Here is a 19,281-nt window from a genome sequence, read left to right as displayed (position 1 = left end):
ACGGGTCAGTCGAGACCCAGCTCCTTGTCGATCAGGGAGAACATCTCGTCGTCGGTCACGGAGTCGAAGCCGCCGGGGCGGTCGTCGTCGCCGGGTTCGGCTCCGGGAGTTGCGTCCGGCTCGTCCTCGAACCGCCACAGGAGCGCCTGGAGTCGGCGCACCACCGCGGCGCGATCGTCCCCCGCCCCGGGCAGGGCGCCGGCGAGCGCCGCTTCGAGCCGGTCGATCTCGCCCAGCAGCGGGGCCGCGTCCGCCAGGCTCACCGGGCCCAGTTGCTCCCTCAGATGCCGGGCGAGCGCTTGTGGCGTCGGGCAGTCGAAGGTCACGGTGGCGGGCAGTCGCAGCCCGGTGGCGGCGCCGAGCCGGTTGCGCAGTTCGACCGCGGTGAGCGAGTCGAACCCGGACTCCAGGAAGCCGCGTTCGGAGGAGACCGCGTCCATCGAGGCGTGCCCGAGGACCGCGGCGCAGTGGTCGCGGACGAGGTCGACCAGGATGCGTTCCTGCTCCGTCTCCGTCCGGCCGGCCAGTTGCCGGGCGAGCGTCGTGCCGTCCTGTGCCGCCAGGACGGCGGCCTGCCTGCGCGGGACGCGCACCAGGCCGTGCAACGGTGCGGGAAGGTCTCCGGACTCGGCCGCCCTGCGCAGCGCGCCGAGGTCCAGTCGGGCGGCGGCCGGGTTGGCGTCGACGAGGTTCAGCGCCGCGTCGAACAGTCCGAGGGCCTGTGCAGCCGTCATCGGCGCGACTCCTGAACGGCGCATCCTGGCGAGCTCCTGCCGTCCGAGCTGTCCCGTGATGCCGCTCGTGTCCGCCCACAGGCCCCACGCCACGGAGGTGCCGGGGAGGCCGGCGGCCTGTCGGCGGGCGGCGAGTGCGTCCAGGAAGGTGTTCGCGGCGGCGTAGTTGGCCTGGCCGGGGCCGCCGAGCGTGCCGGCGACGGAGGAGAAGAGGACGAAGGCGGAGAGGTCGAGGCCAGCTGTGAGTTCGTGCAGGTTGACCGCTCCGTCGACCTTGGCCCGCAGCACCCGCTCCAGCCGGCCGGGGTCCATCGCCTCGATCAGGCCGTCGTCCACGGCTCCCGCGGCGTGGACGACGGCGGTGAGCGGGGTCGTCGTGTCGGCGACGCGTGCGAGGACTGCGGCCAGCGCCTCACGATCGGCCGCGTCACACGCTTCTACGGTGACGTCGGCTCCGAGAGCCGTGAGTTCCGCCGCCAACTCCGCCGCGCCGGGGGCGTCCGGACCGCTGCGGCTGAGCAACACCAGGCTGCGGACGCCGTGTTCGGTGACGAGATGCCGGGCGACCAGGCCGCCCAGGGTGCCGGTGCCACCGGTGATCAGGACCGTCCCGTCCGGATCCAGCGGCCGGGGCATCCGCAGCACCAGCTTCCCCGTGTGCTTCGCCTGCGACATGAACCGGAACGCCTCCGGCGCCCGCCGCACATCGAACGACCGCACCGGCACCGGCTCCAACACCCCCGACCCGAACAACGGCAACAGGTCGTCGAGCAGCACCCGCATCTGCTCGGGAGCGACCGTCATCAGGTCGTAGGGGAGGTACGCAATCCCGGGGTGCTCGGCATGGACTGCGGCCGGATCGCGCAGATCGGTCTTGCCCATCTCCAGCAACCGGCCGCCGTCGGCCAACAGCCGCAGCGAGGCGTCCACGAACTCCCCGGCGAGGGAGTTCAGGACCACGTCCACACCCCGGCCGGCCGTGGCCGCCCGCACCCGCTCCTCGAAGTCGAGCGACCGCGAATCGGCGATATGAGCGTCGTCCAGACCGAGGGAACGCAGCGTGTCCCACTTGCCACGACTCGCCGTCGCGAACACTTCGGCACCCAGATGCCGGGCGATCTGCACCGCGGCCATCCCCACACCACCCGCACCGGCGTGGATCAGCACCGACTCACCCGCGCGGAGTTCGCCCAGCTCCACCAGCCCGTAGTACGCCGTCAGGAACACCACCGGCACCGACGCCGCCTGCTCCCACGACCAACCGTCGGGCAGCTTCGTCACCATGCGCTGGTCGGCGACGGCGTACGGGCCGAACGCGTCCGGGAAGAGCCCGAACACCTTGTCCCCCACGGCGAGTCCGGAGACTCCGGCACCCATCTCGGTGACGACGCCGGCGCCTTCGCCGCCCATCGACGCGGCGCCCGGGTAGACCCCGAGCGCGATCAGGACGTCCCGGAAGTTGAGGCCGGCGGTCCGGACGGCGATGCGGATGTCGTGCTCGCTGAGGGGCCTTGATGCGGTGTCGCCGTCGGGGAGGAGGGCCAGGCCCTCCAGGGTGCCGGTGCCCGTGGTCCGCAGGGCCCAGTCACCGGGCGGCGGCGCCAGGACTCCGCCGTCACTGCGTCCACTGTCCTGGGTGTCGTGACTGTCGTCGCTTCCTGCGCGCACGAGGCGGGGCACCTGCGCCTGTCCGTCCCGGAGCACCAACTGCGGCTCGCTGCTGCGGGCGGCCGCCTGGAGCAGTTGCGCGGACTCGGGGCTGTCGTCCGTGTCGACGAGGGTCAGCCTGCCGGGGTGCTCGCTCTGCGCCGAACGCACCAGCCCCCACACGGCAGCGTGGACGAGGTCCGGCACCGCGTCGCCGGCCGACGCGGCCAGCGCGCCGTGGGTGACGACCACCAGCGGCTCGGGGCCGACGTCACCGGCGAGCCACTCCTGAACGCCCGCCAGTACATCGGCGGTCGCCGCCGACACCGCGTCCGCCAACCCGGCACCGTCCACGGCCGCGGGAGGAGCGCAGTCGAGGACGGCGAGCTCGCCGTGTACATCCGTTCCCGCGGGCACGTCGGTCAGGCCGACCGGAACCCACCGCATTCGGTAGAGGGACCCGGCCGTCTCGTCGCGGGCGCTGCCGAGCTGCTCGGGGGACACGGGGCGCAGCACCAATTCCCTTATGCCCAGCACGGGTTGGCCGGTGCCGTCGACGGCGTGGATCGACAGTCGCTCGGGGCCCGTGACGGACAGGCGCAGCCGCAGGGCCGAGGCGCCACCGGCCAGGAGGGTGATGTCGTTCCAGGCGAACGGCAGCCGGAGCAGTCCGTCCTCGACTCCCGCGCCGGTGAGTTTCGCGGCGTGCAGGGCGGCGTCGAGGAGCGCCGGGTGGAGCCCGAACGTGCTGGCCGACTGCGCCAGTTCGTCGGCGAGCGCCACCTCCGCGTAGACGTCGTCACCGAGCCGCCAGGCCGCCCGCAGCCCTCGGAAGGCGGGCCCGTAGCCGTATCCGCTCTCGGCCAGCTCCTCGTAGAAGCCGTCCAGACTCACTGGCTGGGCGCCGGCCGGAGGCCATGCGGTCAGGCCGAAGTCGAAGCCGAAGGAGTCACGGTCCCGGTCCTGTTCCTGGTCCCGGTCCCGGTCCGCAGCGGTGCCCTGCTCCGGCTCCGGCTCCAGATCCGTGGAGAGGGTGCCGGTGGCATGGCGGGTCCAGGCGGCCCCCTCGCCCGGGTCGGCGTCGTCGGCGGTCTGGGGGCGGGAGTACAGCTCGACGCTGCGACGGCCGTCCCCCGGATCGCCGCCGATGACGACCTGCACCTGCACACCGGATCGTTCGGGCAGTGTCAGCGGTGCTTCGAGGGTCAGTTCCGTGACTCGGGAGCAGCCGACGATGTCGGCGGCGTGCACGGCCAGTTCGGCGAGCGCCGAGCCCGGCAGCAGTACGGTCCCGGCGACGGCGTGGTCCGCGAGCCAGGGGTGGGTGCGTACCGAGAGCCGTCCGGTGAGCAGCATCTGGTCGGTTCCGGCGAGCGGGACGGCTGCCCCGGCCAGCGGGTGACGACCGGCGGCGACACCGAGGCCGGCGGCGTCCGCGATCGGCCCCGAGGCGCTGTCGAGCCAGTAGCGACTGCGCTGGAAGGCGTACGTCGGCAGCTCCACGGCACCGGATGCGGTCCCGTTGCCCACCCTGGTGAGGAGCGGCTCCCACCGGACGGGCACCCCGGCCACGTGGACGACGCCCAGCGCGCCGACGGCCGTCTCCGCCTCGGGTCGTTCGCGGCGCAGGATCGGAACGGCGGTGAGGGCGGTGCCGGTGCCGACGCCGGTCCCGGCGTCCAGGGTGTCGCGGACCATCGCGGTCAGGACGCCTTCGGGGCCGAGTTCGAGGAAGGCAGTGATGCCTTCCGCGTCCAGCGCGGCGACCCCGTCGGCGAAGCGCACTGCCTCGCGCACCTGCCGCACCCAGTACTCGGGCGTGCGCAGTTCGTCGGGCGCCGCGATCTCCCCCGACAGGTTGGAGACCAGCGCGATGGTGGGCTCGCCGTAGGAGACGGTGGTCAGGATCCGCCGGAACTCCTCCAGCATCGGCTCCATCCGCGCCGAGTGGAACGCGTGGCTGACCCGCAGCCGCCGCGTCTTGTGCCCGGCGTCCGCGAACCGGGCGGCGACGGCGAGCACCGGTTCCTCGTCCCCGGACAGGACCACCGAGGTCGGACCGTTCACCGCGGCGACGCAGACGGCGTCGGCTCCCGGCACGTCGTCCTGCCGTGCGGCGGCCAGTCCGTCCGACGCCTCCTGCTCGGAGACCGAGACGGCCGCCATCGCTCCGCCCGTGGGCAGCGCGTGCATCAGCCGGCCCCGCGCGGCCACCACGACGGCCGCGTCCTGCAGTGACCACAGACCCGCGACGTGGGCCGCGGCGAGTTCGCCGATCGAGTGCCCCAACAGGAACTCCGGCCGCACCCCGAACGACTCGACGAGCCGGTAGAGGGCGACTTCCAGGGCGAAGAGGCCCGCCTGGGTGAAGACCGTCTCCTTCAGGAGACCGTGGGTGTCGTCGGCTCCGAAGACGACGTCCCGTACCGAGTGGTCCGTGTACCCGGAGAGCTGCCGGTCGAGTTCGAAGATCGCGGCGTCGAACGCCTCGGCGAAGACCGGGAACGCCTCGCACAGCTCGCGGCCCATGCCCGGATGCTGGCTGCCCTGACCGGTGAACAGGAACGCGACGCGAGCGTCGGGGCGGGCCGCGCCGACCACCAGGCCGGGCGCGGGCCGGTCCGCGGCGAGAGCGTCCAGCCCGGCCAGCAGTTCCTCGCGGTCGCGCCCGGTCACGACGGCGCGCTCCTCGAACACCGCGCGGGTGACAGCCAGCGCGTGCCCGACCTCGGCCGCGCCGAGTGCGTCGTCGGCCCGCACGAGTGAGGCAAGACGCTGCGCCTGACCTGCGAGGGCATGCCGCGTACGGGCGGACAGCAGCCAGGGCAGGACACGACCCTGAGTCTCGGGGTCCTCAAAGTCCTCGTTCTCAGCTCCGGGCCCGGCATCGGCATCGGCCATGTCCTCTGCAGTGGGGTCCGGGTCGGGCCCTTGTTCCAGAACGACGTGCGCGTTGGTGCCGCTCGCGCCGAAGGACGAGACACCGGCCCGGCGGGGACGGCCGGTGTCCGGCCACTCGTGTGCCTCGGTCAGCAACTCCACCGCGCCGGCTGACCAGTCCACATGCGGGGACGGCTCGGTCACGTGCAACGTCTGCGGCAACACGCCTTCGCGCATCGCCATCACCATCTTGATGACGCCCGCCACACCGGCGGCGGCCTGCGCATGACCGATGTTCGACTTCAACGAGCCCAGATACAGCGGACGTTCATCAGCGCCCCGCTCCTGCCCGTAGGCGGCGATGATCGCCTGTGCCTCGATGGGGTCGCCGAGGGTGGTGCCGGTGCCATGGGCCTCCACGGCGTCGATGTCCTGGGCGCTCAGACGCGCGTTGGCGAGCGCCTGGCGGATGACCCGCTGCTGGGACGGACCGTTCGGCGCGGTCAGGCCGTTGCTTGCACCGTCCTGGTTGACCGCCGTGCCTCGTACGGTCGCCAGGACGCGATGGCCGTTGCGCCGCGCGTCGGACAGCCGCTCCACGAGGAGAACGCCCACACCTTCGGACCAGCCGGTCCCGTCCGCCGCGGCCGAGAACGCCTTGCAGCGCCCGTCCGGTGACATTCCGCGCTGCCGGCTGAACTCGACGAACAGACCGGGGTTGGTCATGACGGTGACACCGCCGACGAGGGCCATGCTGCACTCGCCACTGCGCAGCGCCTGACCGGCCAGATGCAGCGCCACCAGCGACGACGAGCATGCCGTGTCCACCGTGACCGCGGGGCCTTCGAACCCGAACGTGTAAGCCACCCGGCCCGACACCACACTCGCCGACGAACCGGTGCCGATGTAACCCTCCACCTCCTCGGGGACCTCGGCGAGACGGGCCGCGTAGTCGTGGTACATGACCCCGGCGAACACGCCCGTCTGACTGCCGCGCAGCCCGGCCGGATCGATCCCGGCCCGCTCGAACGCCTCCCACGACGTCTCCAACAGCAGCCGCTGCTGCGGGTCCATGGCGAGCGCCTCGCGCGGCGAGATCCCGAAGAAGCCCGCATCGAAGTCACCCGCGTCGTACAGGAACCCGCCCTCGCACGCGTAACTCTTCCCGGGCACGCTCGGGTCCGGGTCGTAGAGATCCTCCAGATCCCAGCCCCGGTCGGCGGGGAACCCGGAGATCGCGTCCCGCCCGTCCGCCACCAGACGCCACAACTCCTCCGGCGACTGCACACCTCCCGGGAACCGGCACGCCATGCCCACGATCACGACCGGATCCCCGTCCACCACCCCACCACCGGCGGCAGACGGCCCCCGCACAGCGACAGCGTCCGAACCCACCAACTCCGCACGCACGTAGCGGGCGATCGCCGCCGGAGTCGGATGGTCGAACACCAACGTCGCCGGCAACCGCAGGCCCGTCACCGCACTCAACCGATTCCGTAGATCCACCGCCAGCATCGAGTCGAACCCGAGCTCCTTGAACGCCCGCCCCGCGCCCACCGACTCCCCCGACTCATGACCGAGGACGGCGGCTACGACTCCGCACACGAGCTGGACCAGCTCGCGCTCCTGCTCGGCAGGCGGCAGCGCCGCGATGCGCCGGGCGAGGGCGGAGGTCTCATGGTCGTCGCCGACAGGAGCGGAGACCGTGCGCTTGGCAGCGCGGACCAGGCCGCTCAGCAGCGGCGGCAGCAGTCCGGCGGCGGACTGCTCGCGCAGCGCGTCGGCGTCGAGGCGGATCGGCACGCTGAGAACGGGGGCTGTCTGGGCGAGGGCGGCGTCGAAGAGCGCGAGACCCTGCTCCTCGGTCAGCGGCACGATCCCCCTACGGGCCAGGCGGGCCGTGTCCGCGTCGGCCAGATGCCCGGTCATCCCGCTGGCCTTCTCCCAGAAGCCCCAGGCCATGGACGTGGCGGGCAGCCCGTCGGCACGGCGGACCTGCGCGAGCGCGTCCAAGTAGGTGTTGGCCGCCGCATAGTTCGCCTGCCCGGGGCCGCCCAGGATCCCGGAGGCGGAGGAGAAGAGGACGAAGGCGGAGAGGTCCATGTCACGCGTCAGCTCATGCAGATTGACCGCGCCGTCCACCTTCGCCCGCAACACACTGTGCAGCGCCCCATCCGTCAGGGCTTCGACCAGAGCGTCGTCCAGCAGACCGGCGGCGTGCACGACACCGGTCAACTCGCCCTGGACTCGCGCCAACACACCGGCCAAGGCATCCCGGTCGGCCGCATCGCAGGCCTCCACCACCACCGACGCACCCAGCGCCCCGAGCTCCTCCGTCAACTCCCCTACACCCGGGGCATCCTGACCCCGACGACCGAGCAGCACCAGGCTCCGCACACCATGCCGGGAGACGAGATGACGGGCGACCAGACCGCCCAGCGTCCCTGTGCCACCGGTGATCAACACCGCGCCGTCACCGAACGGCACCTCCTCGCCACCAACGGCGTGCCGCACCAGCCGGGGCACCAGCAACTCCCCGTCACGTACCGCCACTTCCCGCTCATCCAGCGCCACAGCGGCCGTCCAGTCGCCCTCATCGACGTCCACCAGCGCGAACCGGCCCGGATGCTCCGTCGCAGCCGACCGCACCAACCCCCACACACCCGACGACCCCACATCCGACACACCACCCACACCCACACCCACCGCACCCCGCGTCACCACCACCAACCGAGAAGCCGCCAAGCGAGGCTCAGCCAACCACGCACGCAGGACGGCCAGAACCCGCACCGCAGCAGCATGCGCGACCGCCGCATCCGGGACGGCCTCCGCCATGCCTCCGACACACGGCAGCACAACCGTCGCAGGAACAGCAGCACCCGCATCCAACGCCGCCACCAAAGCCGCAACGTCCGCATGACGGCCCGCCACCCGATCCACGGGCAACGGCCCGAACGACTCCGCACCCAGCACCACAATGTCGGCCGCCCGGACCTCAGCCGGCTCCGCCACAGCCGCCCGCACCCACTCGACGGCGTACAGCGGCTCCTTGACGCTGACGGAGTCGCGCAGTTGCGCGGCGTCCACCGGACGCAGGGTCAGCGCGGCGACCTGCGCGAAAGGCTGTCCGGCGGCGTCGGCGAAGGACAGGGTCACGGTGTCCGCATTGAGCCGTGAGATCCGTACTCGGGCGGTGTGCGCGCCGGTCGCGGTCAGGGCGACGCCGTTCCACGCGAACGGCAACCGCAGTCGGCCGTCGTCCGCGTCGGGGTGCCCGGTCGTCGCGACGGCGTGCAGCGCGGCGTCCAGCAGCGCCGGGTGCAACCCGAAGCGAGCGGCCTCTTCCCGGTGCTCGGTCGGCAGCGCCACCTCGGCGTAGACGTCCTCGCCGAGCCGCCAGACCGACGTGAGCCCCTGGAAGGCCGGGCCGTACTCATAGCCGCGCGCCGCCAGGTCCTCGTAGAAGTCGTACAGGTCCACCGACTCGGCTCCGGCCGGTGGCCATACGGAAGCGTCGCGGTCGCCGACGGTCCCCGGCAGGGCGGACGACACGGTGAACGGCTCATCCGACAGCCGACCGACCGCATGGCAGATCCACTCGGCGCCGAGGTCCTCGTCGCCGGTCCGCGAGTGGACCGAGAGCGCCCGCCGGCCCTCCTCGTCCGGCGCGGACACGACGACCTGGATCGCCACGGTCTCCTGCGTGGGGACGGCCAGCGGTGCCTGGAGCGTCAGTTCGTCCAGGCTGCCGCACCCGGCCTCGTCTCCGGCCCGTAGTGCCAACTCCACGAAGGCTGCGCCCGGCAGCAGCACCGTCCCGGCGACCGTGTGGTCCGTCAGCCACGGCTGCGCGGCGAGCGACAGTCGCCCGGTGAGCACCACACCGCCGTCCACGGCCGGCACACAGGCCCCGACCAACGGGTGCTCCGCGTCCCGCAGGCCCACCGCGCCGAGATCGCCGGGCGCGCCGGGAGGGGCCTGCAGCCAGTAGCGGCGGCGCTGGAAGGCGTATGTGGGCAGGTCCACCGTCCCGACACGAGGCTCGGGCAGCAGCGGCCGCCAGTCCACCGACAGCCCTGCCGTGAACGCTTCGGCGAGTGCGGTCATGAACCGGTCCGGACCGCCCTCACCCCGACGCAGCGTGCCCAGCACCACCGCGTCGGCCTCCACCGCCTCGACCGTGCTCTCGATCGGCGTCGTCAGCACAGGGTGCGCACTGACCTCGACGAACGCATCGAAACCCTGGGCCAGAAGCAGACGGACCGTCTCCTCGAAACGGACCGTCCGACGAAGATTCGTGTACCAGTACCCGGCGTCCAGAGCCGTCGTCTCCAGCCGCCCGGCCGTCACCGTCGAATAGAACGGAACCGTCGCCGACGTCGGCTCGATGCCCGCCAGATCCGACAACAGCCGCTCGCGAATCGACTCCACCTGCGCGGAGTGCGAGGCGTAGTCCACCGGGACCCGCCGCGCCCACACGTCCTGGGCCTCACAGGCCGCCAGCAACTCGTCCAACGCGGCGTCCTCACCCGCCACCGTCACCGACGACGGACCGTTCACCGCCGCCACCGACACCCGACCACCGAACTCCGCCAGCAACACCTCCACATCGGCCACCGGCAACGACACCGACGCCATACCACCCGACCCGGCCAGCTCCAGAATCGCCCGACTCCGCAACGCCACGACCCGCGCCGCATCCCCCAACGACAGCGCCCCGGCCACACACGCCGCCGCGATCTCCCCCTGGGAGTGACCCACCACCGCCGCCGGCTCCACACCCACCGACCGCCACAACTCCGCCAACGACACCATCACCGCCCACAACACCGGCTGCACCACATCCACCCGGCCCAACCACTCATCCGACCCCGAACGCACAACCTCGCTCAACGACCAGTCCACGAACGGCGCGAGCGCCTCCTCACACTCCCCCAACCGCGCCCCGAACACCGACGACGACTCCAACAACTCCGCCGCCATCCCCACCCACTGCGACCCCTGCCCCGGAAACACGAACGCCACCCGCCCCGAAGAGCGGGCCACACCCGACGCCGTCTCCCCTGCGCTCAACGCCTCCAGCCCGGACACCAGCTCACCCCGGCCCGCCGCCAGCACAACACCCCGGCACTCCAGCACCGACCGCGTACCGACCAGAGCATGCGCCACGGCAGCCAGCTCAAGATCCTCCCGCTGCCCCACGAACCCGGCCAGCCGAGCCGCCTGCGCCCGCAATGCCGCCTCAGACCGCCCCGACACCACGAACGGCAGCGCCGTAGCCGGATCCCCGGTCGCCGCCGACGGCTGTACGGCCACCGGAGCGGCAGCCGCCTGCTCCAGCACCACATGGGCGTTGGTACCGCTGATGCCGAACGACGAGACACCCGCCCGCCGCGGACGGCCCGCGTCCGGCCACTCCCTCGCCTCGGTGAGCAGTTCCACCGCCCCCGCCGACCAGTCCACGTGCGGGGACGGTTCGACCACGTGCAGCGTCTTGGGCAGCAGACCCTCACGCAACGCCATGACCATCTTGATGACACCGGCGACACCGGACACCGCCTGGCCGTGGCCGAGGTTCGACTTCAGCGAGCCGAGCCACAGCGGGAGGCCGGGTTCGCGGTTCTGGCCGTAGGTGGCGATGATCGCCTGTGCCTCGATGGGGTCGCCGAGGGTCGTGCCCGTCCCGTGCGCCTCCACGGCGTCCACGTCCTGGGCGTTCAGACGTGCGTTGGCGAGCGCCTGCCGGATCACCCGCTGCTGGGAGGGGCCGCTCGGTGCGGCCAGGCCGTTGCTCGCGCCGTCCTGGTTGGTGGCGCTGCCGCGGACCACCGCGAGTACCCGGTGGCCGTTGCGCTCGGCGTCCGACAACCGCTCCACGAGCAGCACGCCCACGCCCTCGGCCCAGCTCGTGCCGTCCGCCGTGGAGGAGAACGCCTTGCTGCGGCCGTCCGACGCGAGTCCGCGCTGACGGCTGAACTCGACGAACAGTCCTGGGGTCGGCATCACGCTCACGCCGCCCACCAGCGCCATCGAGCACTCTCCGCCGCGCAGCGCCTGGACGGCCAGGTGGAGCGAGACCAGCGAGGACGAGCAGGCCGTGTCGACGCTCACCGCGGGCCCTTCGAGGCCGAAGGTGTACGCGACCCGCCCGGACCCGACGCTGCTGGCGTTTCCGGTGCCGAGGTAGCCCTCGACGTCCTGCGGAGTGCGGTCGAGGCGCGCGGCGTAGTCCTTGGCGAGCATGCCGAAGTAGACGCCGGTCTGGCTGCCGCGCAGGGTGGCGGGGGCGATCCCGGCCCGCTCGATCGCCTCCCACGAGGACTCCATGAGAAGCCGCTGCTGGGGGTCCATGGCGAGCGCCTCGCGCGGGGAGATCCCGAAGAACTCGGCGTCGAAGTCGGCGACGGAGTCGAGGAATCCGCCGGTGCGCACGTAACTCTTGCCGTGCCGGCCGGGGTCGGGGTCGTAGAGGTCGTCCAGGTTCCAGCCGCGGTCGGTCGGGAAGTCGGCGATCGCGTCGCGGCCCTCGGCCACCAGCCGCCACAGGTCCTCGGGGGACTCGACCCCGCCCGGGAACCGGCACGCCATGCCGACGATCGCGATCGGCTCGTTGTCAGTCGCTGGCCTGGTGCCAGAGCTCCCCGCGCCGCCGACCTCCGTCGTCCCGAACGCGGTACCTGGCGTCGTTCCGGCCGTCGTTCCGGACATCGTGCCCAGCAGTCGCTCGCGGAGGAACCCGGCCAGGGCGAGCGGGGTGGGGTGGTCGAAGACGAGGGTCGTGGGCAACCGCAGGCCGGTGGCCGCGTTGAGGCGGTTGCGCAGTTCGACGGAGGTGAGGGAGTCGAAGCCGAGATCCTTGAACGTGCGCTCGGTGTCCGCCGCTTCGGCGGAGGTGTGGCCGAGGACCACGGCGACGTCGGCACGGACGAGGTCGACGAGGAGACGGGTCTGCTCGGCCTCGGTGACCGCTGCGAGTTCGCGGGCCAGCGGATTGTGCTGTCCGACGGCGACGGCTTCGACGGCGCGACGCGCCTCGCGGGTGCGCACGAGGCCCTGGAGCGGCCTCGGCAGTGAGCCGGCCGCGGCCTGGGTGCGCAGCGCGGTGTGCTCCAACCGGACGGCCACGAGGTGCGGTTCGTCGATGCTCACGGCGGCGTCGAGCAGCGCGAGCCCTTCGTCGGCCGTCATGGCGGCGATTCCGGAGCGGCGCATACGGGCCAGGTCCTGCCGACCGAGCTGTCCCGTCATACCGCTGGCCGGTGCCCACAACCCCCACGAGACAGACGTCGCGGCCAGGCCGTCCCCGTGCCGACGTCGTGCGAGCGCGTCCAGGAAGGTGTTGGCCGCGGCGTAGCCCGACTGGCCGACGTTGCCCAGGACTCCGGCGAGGGAGGAGAAGAGGACGAAGGCGGAGAGGTCGACGTCCGCGGTGAGTTCGTGCAGGTTGACCGCCCCGTCGACCTTGGCCCGCAGCACCCGTTCCAGCCGGTCCGGCGTCATCGCCTCGATCAGGCCGTCGTCCAGAACGCCTGCGGCATGCACGACCCCGGTGAGGGGACGGTCGTCGGGGATACGCGTCAGGGTCGCGGCCAGCGCCTCCCGGTCTGCCGCGTCACACGCTTCTACGGTGACGTCGGCGCCGAGGGCTGTGAGTTCTGCCGCCAGGTCGCCCGCGCCGGGCGCGTCGGGACCGCTGCGGCTGAGCAACACCAGGCTGCGGACACCGTGTCCGGTGACCAGATGCCGGGCGACCAGGCCGCCCAGGGTGCCGGTGCCGCCGGTGATCAGAACCGTGCCGTCCGGATCCAGCGGCCTCGGCATCCGCAGGACGATCTTGCCGACATGCCTGGCCTGCGACATGAACCGGAACGCCTCCGGGGCCCGCCGCACATCGAACGACCGCACCGGCACCGGCTCCAGAGCGCCCGACCCGAACAACCCCATCAGGTCATCGAGCAACACCCCGATCCGCTCAGCGCCCGCCTCCAACAGGTCATACGCCCGATACGACACCCCGGCACGGGCAGACTCCACCTCCTCGGCGTCCCGGATGTCCGTCTTGCCCATCTCCAGGAACCGGCCGCCCTCGCCGAGCAGCCGCAGGGAAGCGTCCACGAACTCCCCGGCGAGGGAGTTCAGGACCACGTCCACGCCCCGCCCACCACTTGCCGCCCGCACCCGCTCATCGAAGTCGAGCGACCGCGAATCGGCGATATGAGCGTCATCCAGCCCCAGCGAACGCAAGGTGTCCCACTTGCCGCGACTCGCCGTCGCGAAGACTTCCGCCCCCACCCAGCGGGCGATCTGCACCGCGGCCATGCCCACGCCGCCCGCACCGGCATGGACCAGCACCGACTCACCCGCCCGCAGACCCCCCAGCTCCACCAGCCCGTAGTACGCCGTCAGGAACGCCACCGGCACCGACGCCGCCTGCTCCCACGACCAACCGTCCGGGATCGGCGCCGTCATCCGGCTGTCGGCGACCGCGACCGGGCCGAAGGCGTCCCGGAACATCCCGAACACCCGGTCCCCCACAGCGAATCCGGCCACCTCCGGACCGACCTCGGTGACGACACCGGCACCTTCGCTGCCCATACCGCTCTGACCCGGCACCATGCCGTGTCCGATCAGCACATCGCGGAAGTTGACTCCCGCCGCTCGGACGGCGATCCGTACCTCGAGCGGGCCCAGCGGCCGTTCCGCCGTCGGGGCGGGCAGGAGAGCCAGATCGGACAACGTGCCGGCACGGGCCGTCTCCAGACGCCAGGCGCCGGAGAGCGGGGGCAGCAGGCCGACGCCCGACTCGGTACGGGCCAGCCGCGGCGCGAGCAGAGCGCCGCCACGCACCGCGACCTGCGGTTCCCCGCAGTCGAGAGCCGCGGGGAGCAGCGCTGCGAAGGGCCCTGCGGGGGACGGATCGTCGGGGTGGTCGACGGGGTGGTCGTCGGGGTGGTCGTCGGGGTGGTCGTCGGGGTCGAGGTCGACGAGGACGAAGCGGTCCGGGTGCTCGTTCTGCGCGCTGCGCAGCAGCCCCCAGACAGGTGCGTGCGTGAGGTCCGTGTCATCGGTGCCGTGCGTCGTTCGGGCGGCGCCTCGGGTCACCGCCACCAGGCGGGACTGGGCGAAGCGCTCATCGGCGAGCCATTCCTGGACGATCGCGAGGAGGTTGGTGAGGGTCTCCACCACCTCGTCGGCCGTAGCGGGGGCCGTGCCCCGGTCGTGGACGACGCCGTCGGCCGAGGGAAGGCAGGCGACGGCGACGACGTCCGGGACGCCGCCTTCGGACTCGTCTTCGGACTCGTCTGCGGACTGGCGGAGTGCGTGCAGGTCGGCGTACACCTCGGCGTCGACGTTCGCGCCGCGCAGCCCCTCGACCACGTCCGCCGCGCCCGCGCCGAGGACGGCCCAGGTCCGGTGGACCGAGGCGGTGTCGGTCGTCGGTCCGACCGGGACCCAGTCGAGGTGGAAGAGGGAGTCGTGGGCGGGGTGGCGGGCCAGGTCGAGCCGGTCCAGGGCCATCGGGCGCACGGTCAGACCACTCGCGGAGAACACCGGACGGCCGGAGGAGTCCGCCGCGTGCATCGCCAGGGTGTCCGGGCCGGTGACGGAGAGCCGGACGCGCAGTGCGGTCGCGCCGGTCGCGTGCAGTGTCGCGTCCGTCCAGACGAACGGCAGCCTGACCGTGCCGGACGGGGCGACGTCCAGGCCGCTGTGACCGGCGGCGTGCAGGGCGGCGTCCAGCAGTGCCGGGTGCAGTCCGAACCGCTCGGCCTCCCCGACCAGTTCGGCGGGCAGCGCCACCTCCGCGTACACGTCGTCGCCCGAACGCCAGGCGGCCCGCAGGCCCTGGAACGCCGGGCCGTAGCCGTAGCCCGTGGCCGCCAGGTCGGAGTAGAACCCGTCCAGCGCGACGGGCCGTGCTCCGGCGGGCGGCCAGTCGGCCGGATCGGCCGCCGCTTCGGCGGAAACCGGCGCCAGCACACCCGTCGCGTGGCGGGTCCACGTGTCGTCGAGGGCTCCGCCGTTCTCGGCGGCGCGTCCGTACACCGATACGCCGCGCTCGCCCCCGTCATCCGGGGAGTCGACGAACACCTGAAGCTGAACGGCTCCGTGCTCGGGGACCACCAATGGTGCTTCCAGGGCGAGTTCGGCGATGCGTCCGCAGCCGACCTCGTCCCCGGCACGTACCGCCAGCTCCACGAACGCGGTGCCGGGCAGCAGGACCGTCCCGGCGACCGCGTGGTCGCGCAGCCAGGCGTGGGACTGGAGGGAGACCCGGCCGGTCAGCACGGCACCCTGTCCGCCGCCGAGCCGCACGGCCGCGCCGAGCAGCGGATGGTCCGCCTCGGCCAGCCCGAGCTCCCGCGCATCGCCGGCCGAGCGCGTGCGCTGCAGCCAGTACCGCTCGTGCTGGAAGGCGTACGTCGGGAGATCGACGTATCGGGTGGCGGGGCTGCCGGCGAAGTCGCCGAGCAGCGCTGACCAGTTCACGGTGAGACCGCTGACGTACGCCTCCGCCAGTGCCATGGTGAAGCGTTCGAGTCCGCCCTCGCCACGGCGCAGCGTGCCCACCACCACCGCCTGGACGTCGACGTCCTCGATCGTCTCCTCGATCGCAGTGGTCAGGACAGGGTGGGCGCTGGCCTCGACGAAAGCGTCGTGCCCCTGCTCAAGAAGCAGGCGGACGGTGTCCTCGAAGCGGACCGTCCGACGCAGGTTGGTGTACCAGTACTCGGCGTCCAGAGCGGTCGTCTCCAGCCGCTCGGCCGTCACCGTCGAGTAGAAGGGAACCGTCGGCGCCATGGGCTCGATGCCGGTCAGGTCCGTCAGGAGCCGTTCGCGGATCGACTCCACCTGGGCGGAGTGCGAGGCGTAGTCGACCGGCACGCGACGCGCCCACACATCCCGTGCCTCACAGGCCGAGAGCAGCTCGTCCAGCGCGCCGCTCTCACCCGCGACCGTCACCGACGACGGACCGTTCACCGCCGCCACCGACACCCGCCCCTCGAACGGCGCGATCAATTCGGTCACTTGTTGCACGGGAACCCGCACCGACGCCATGCCGCCCGACCCGGCCAGTTCCAGGATCGCCCGGCTCCGCAACGCGACGACCTTCGCCGCGTCTCCCAACGACAGGGCCCCGGCCACACAGGCCGCCGCGATCTCCCCTTGGGAATGACCCACCACCGCGGCGGGCCGCACGCCGTGCGACAGCCACAACTCGGCGAGGGACACCATCACCGCCCACAGCGCCGGCTGCACCACATCCACCCGGTCCAGCCACTCATCCGACTCCGAGCGCAGAACGTCGCTCAACGACCAGTCGACGAACGGCGCCAGCGCCGCTTCACACTCCGTCATCCGCGCCGCGAACACCAGCGACGACTCCAGCAGCCCAGCCGCCATCCCCACCCACTGCGAGCCCTGTCCCGGGAACACCAACACCGGCCGGCCCACCGGACGCGCTGTGCCCGACACGACACCCGGCACTGTCTCGCCGGCGCTCAGCGCCTCAAGCCCGGACACCGACTCGCTCCGGCCCGCCGCCAGTACGACACCTCGGTGCTCAAGAGCCGACCGAGCGCTGACCAAGGCGTGCGCCACCGCGGCGAACTCGGCCTCGGCGTCGGGACGCTCGGCAAGGAACGCTGCCAGTCGAGCCGCCTGCGCCCGCAGCGCAGCCTGCGACTTGGCCGACACGACCAACGGAAGCGGCAGGGCAGCGGCAGGGGGAGCGCTCGGCCCGGCCTCGGCAGTGGGTTCCGGGTCGGGTCCCTGTTCCAGAACGACGTGCGCGTTGGTGCCGCTCGCGCCGAAGGACGAGACACCGGCCCGACGGAGACGGCCCGTCTCGGGCCACTCCCGCGCCTCGGTCAGCAACTCCACCGCCCCCGCCGACCAGTCCACATGCGGGGACGGCTCGGTCACATGCAACGTCTGCGGCAACACACCCTCACGCATCGCCATCACCATCTTGATCACGCCCGCCACACCGGCGGCGGCCTGCGCATGACCGATGTTCGACTTCAACGACCCCAGATACAGCGGACGTTCACCAGCGCCCCGCTCCTGCCCATAAGTCGCGATGATCGCCTGCGCCTCGATCGGATCGCCGAGCGTCGTCCCCGTCCCGTGCGCCTCCACGGCATCGACGTCCCGCCGTGTGAGGCCAGCGTTGGCGAGCGCCTGGCGGATGACCCGCTGCTGGGAGGGCCCGTTCGGCGCGGTCAGGCCGTTGCTGGCGCCGTCCTGGTTCACTGCGGTACCCCGCACCGTCGCCAGCACTCGATGACCATGACGCCGCGCATCGGACAGCCGCTCGACGAGGAGGACACCGACGCCCTCCGACCAGCCCGCCCCGTCCGCCGCAGCCGAGAACGCCTTGCAGCGCCCGTCCGCCGACAGACCACGCTGCCGGCTGAACTCGACGAAGACCTCCGGCGTCGACATCACCGTCACACCGCCGACGAGGGCCATGCCGCACTCGCCGCTGCGCAGCGCCTGGCCCGCCAGATGCAGCGCCACCAGCGACGACGAGCATGCCGTGTCCACCGTGACCGCGGGACCTTCGAACCCGAAGGTGTAGGCGACCCGCCCCGAGACGGCACTGCCCGACTTGCCGGTCAGCGCGTAGCCCTCCACCTCCGCGTTCGCCGGGCCGGTGCCGTCGGCGTAGTCGTGGTACATGACCCCGGCGAACACACCTGTCTGACTGCCGCGCAGCCCGGCCGGATCGATCCCGGCCCGCTCGAACGCCTCCCACGACGTCTCCAACAGCAGCCGCTGCTGCGGGTCCATGGCGAGCGCCTCGCGCGGCGAGATCCCGAAGAAGCCCGCATCGAAGTCACCCGCGTCGTAGAGGAACCCGCCTTCGGAGGCGTAACTCTTGCCCACAGCCGTGGGGTTCGGGTCGTACAGGCCGTCCAGATCCCAGCCCCGGTCGTCGGGGAACCCGGAGATCGCGTCCCGCCCGTCCGCCACCAGACGCCACAGGTCCTCAGGCGACCCGACCCCGCCCGGGAACCGGCACGCCATGCCCACGATCACGACCGGATCCCCGTCCACCACCCCACCACCGGCGGCAGACGGCCCCCGCACAGCGACGGCAGCGTCCGAACCCACCAACTCCGCACGCACATAGCGGGCGATCGCCGCCGGAGTCGGATAGTCGAACACCAGCGTGGACGGCAACCGAAGGCCCGTCACCGCACTCAACCGATTGCGCAGATCCACCGCCAGCATCGAGTCGAACCCGAGCTCCTTGAACGCCCGCCCCGCGCCCACCGACTCCCCCGACTCATGACCGAGCACGAGTGAGACGTTCGTCCGGACCAGGTTGAGAATCTCGGCGTCGCGCGCCTCCTCGTCGAGCGCCGCCAGTCGCGAGGCCAACGTGGATCCGGCCGATTCCTCCGCGGTGGCCGCAGTCCGACGGCTCGTCGCGCGCACCAGACTGCGCAGTACGTCCGGCAACGCGCCCGAGGCGGCACGGGTCCGCAAGGCCACCGGGTCCAGCAGGACGGGGAGCAGGTGCGCCACGTCGGAGCGCAGCGCGGCATCGAAAAGGGCGAGCCCTTCGTCGTTCGTCAACGCCCGGACACCGCGCCGCAGGACGCGGGAGGCCGCGCTGTTCTCCGTGGCTCCGGTCAGACCGCTGGCCTGGGCCCACGGACCCCAGCCCAGCGAGATGCCGGGCCGGCCGGACTGACGGCGATACTCGGCCAGGGCGTCGAGGAACGCGTTCGCCGCCGCATAGTTCGCCTGCCCGCTGTTCCCGAACACGCTCGCGGCGGAGGAGAAGAGGACGAAGGCGGAGAGGTCCATGTCACGCGTCAACTCATGCAGATTGACCGCGCCGTCCACCTTCGCCCGCAACACACTGTGCAGCGCCTCATCCGACATCGCCTCGACCAGACCGTCGTCCAGCAGACCGGCGGCATGCACGACACCGCTCAACTCCCCCTGGACACGCGCCAACACACCGGTCAAGGCATCCCGGTCAGCCGCATCGCAGGCCTCC

Annotated in this window: 1 protein-coding gene (cut by a window edge); it reads right to left on the bottom strand. The window is 72.2% G+C overall.

Annotated features, from left to right (window positions below; genetic code table 11):
* Positions 1–5: 5 nt before the first annotated feature.
* Positions 6–19,281, bottom strand: the 3' portion of a protein-coding gene (locus ABZ725_RS28145; RefSeq protein WP_358805336.1) for an SDR family NAD(P)-dependent oxidoreductase. It continues 19,094 nt past the right edge of the window; only the last 19,276 of its 38,370 coding nucleotides appear in the window; its start codon lies off the right edge, out of view; it ends in the stop codon at positions 6–8.

The organism is Streptomyces sp. NPDC006872, assembly GCF_040635845.1.
Classification (GTDB): domain Bacteria; phylum Actinomycetota; class Actinomycetes; order Streptomycetales; family Streptomycetaceae; genus Streptomyces.
This window is presented reverse-complemented; position numbering and strand designations above follow the sequence as displayed.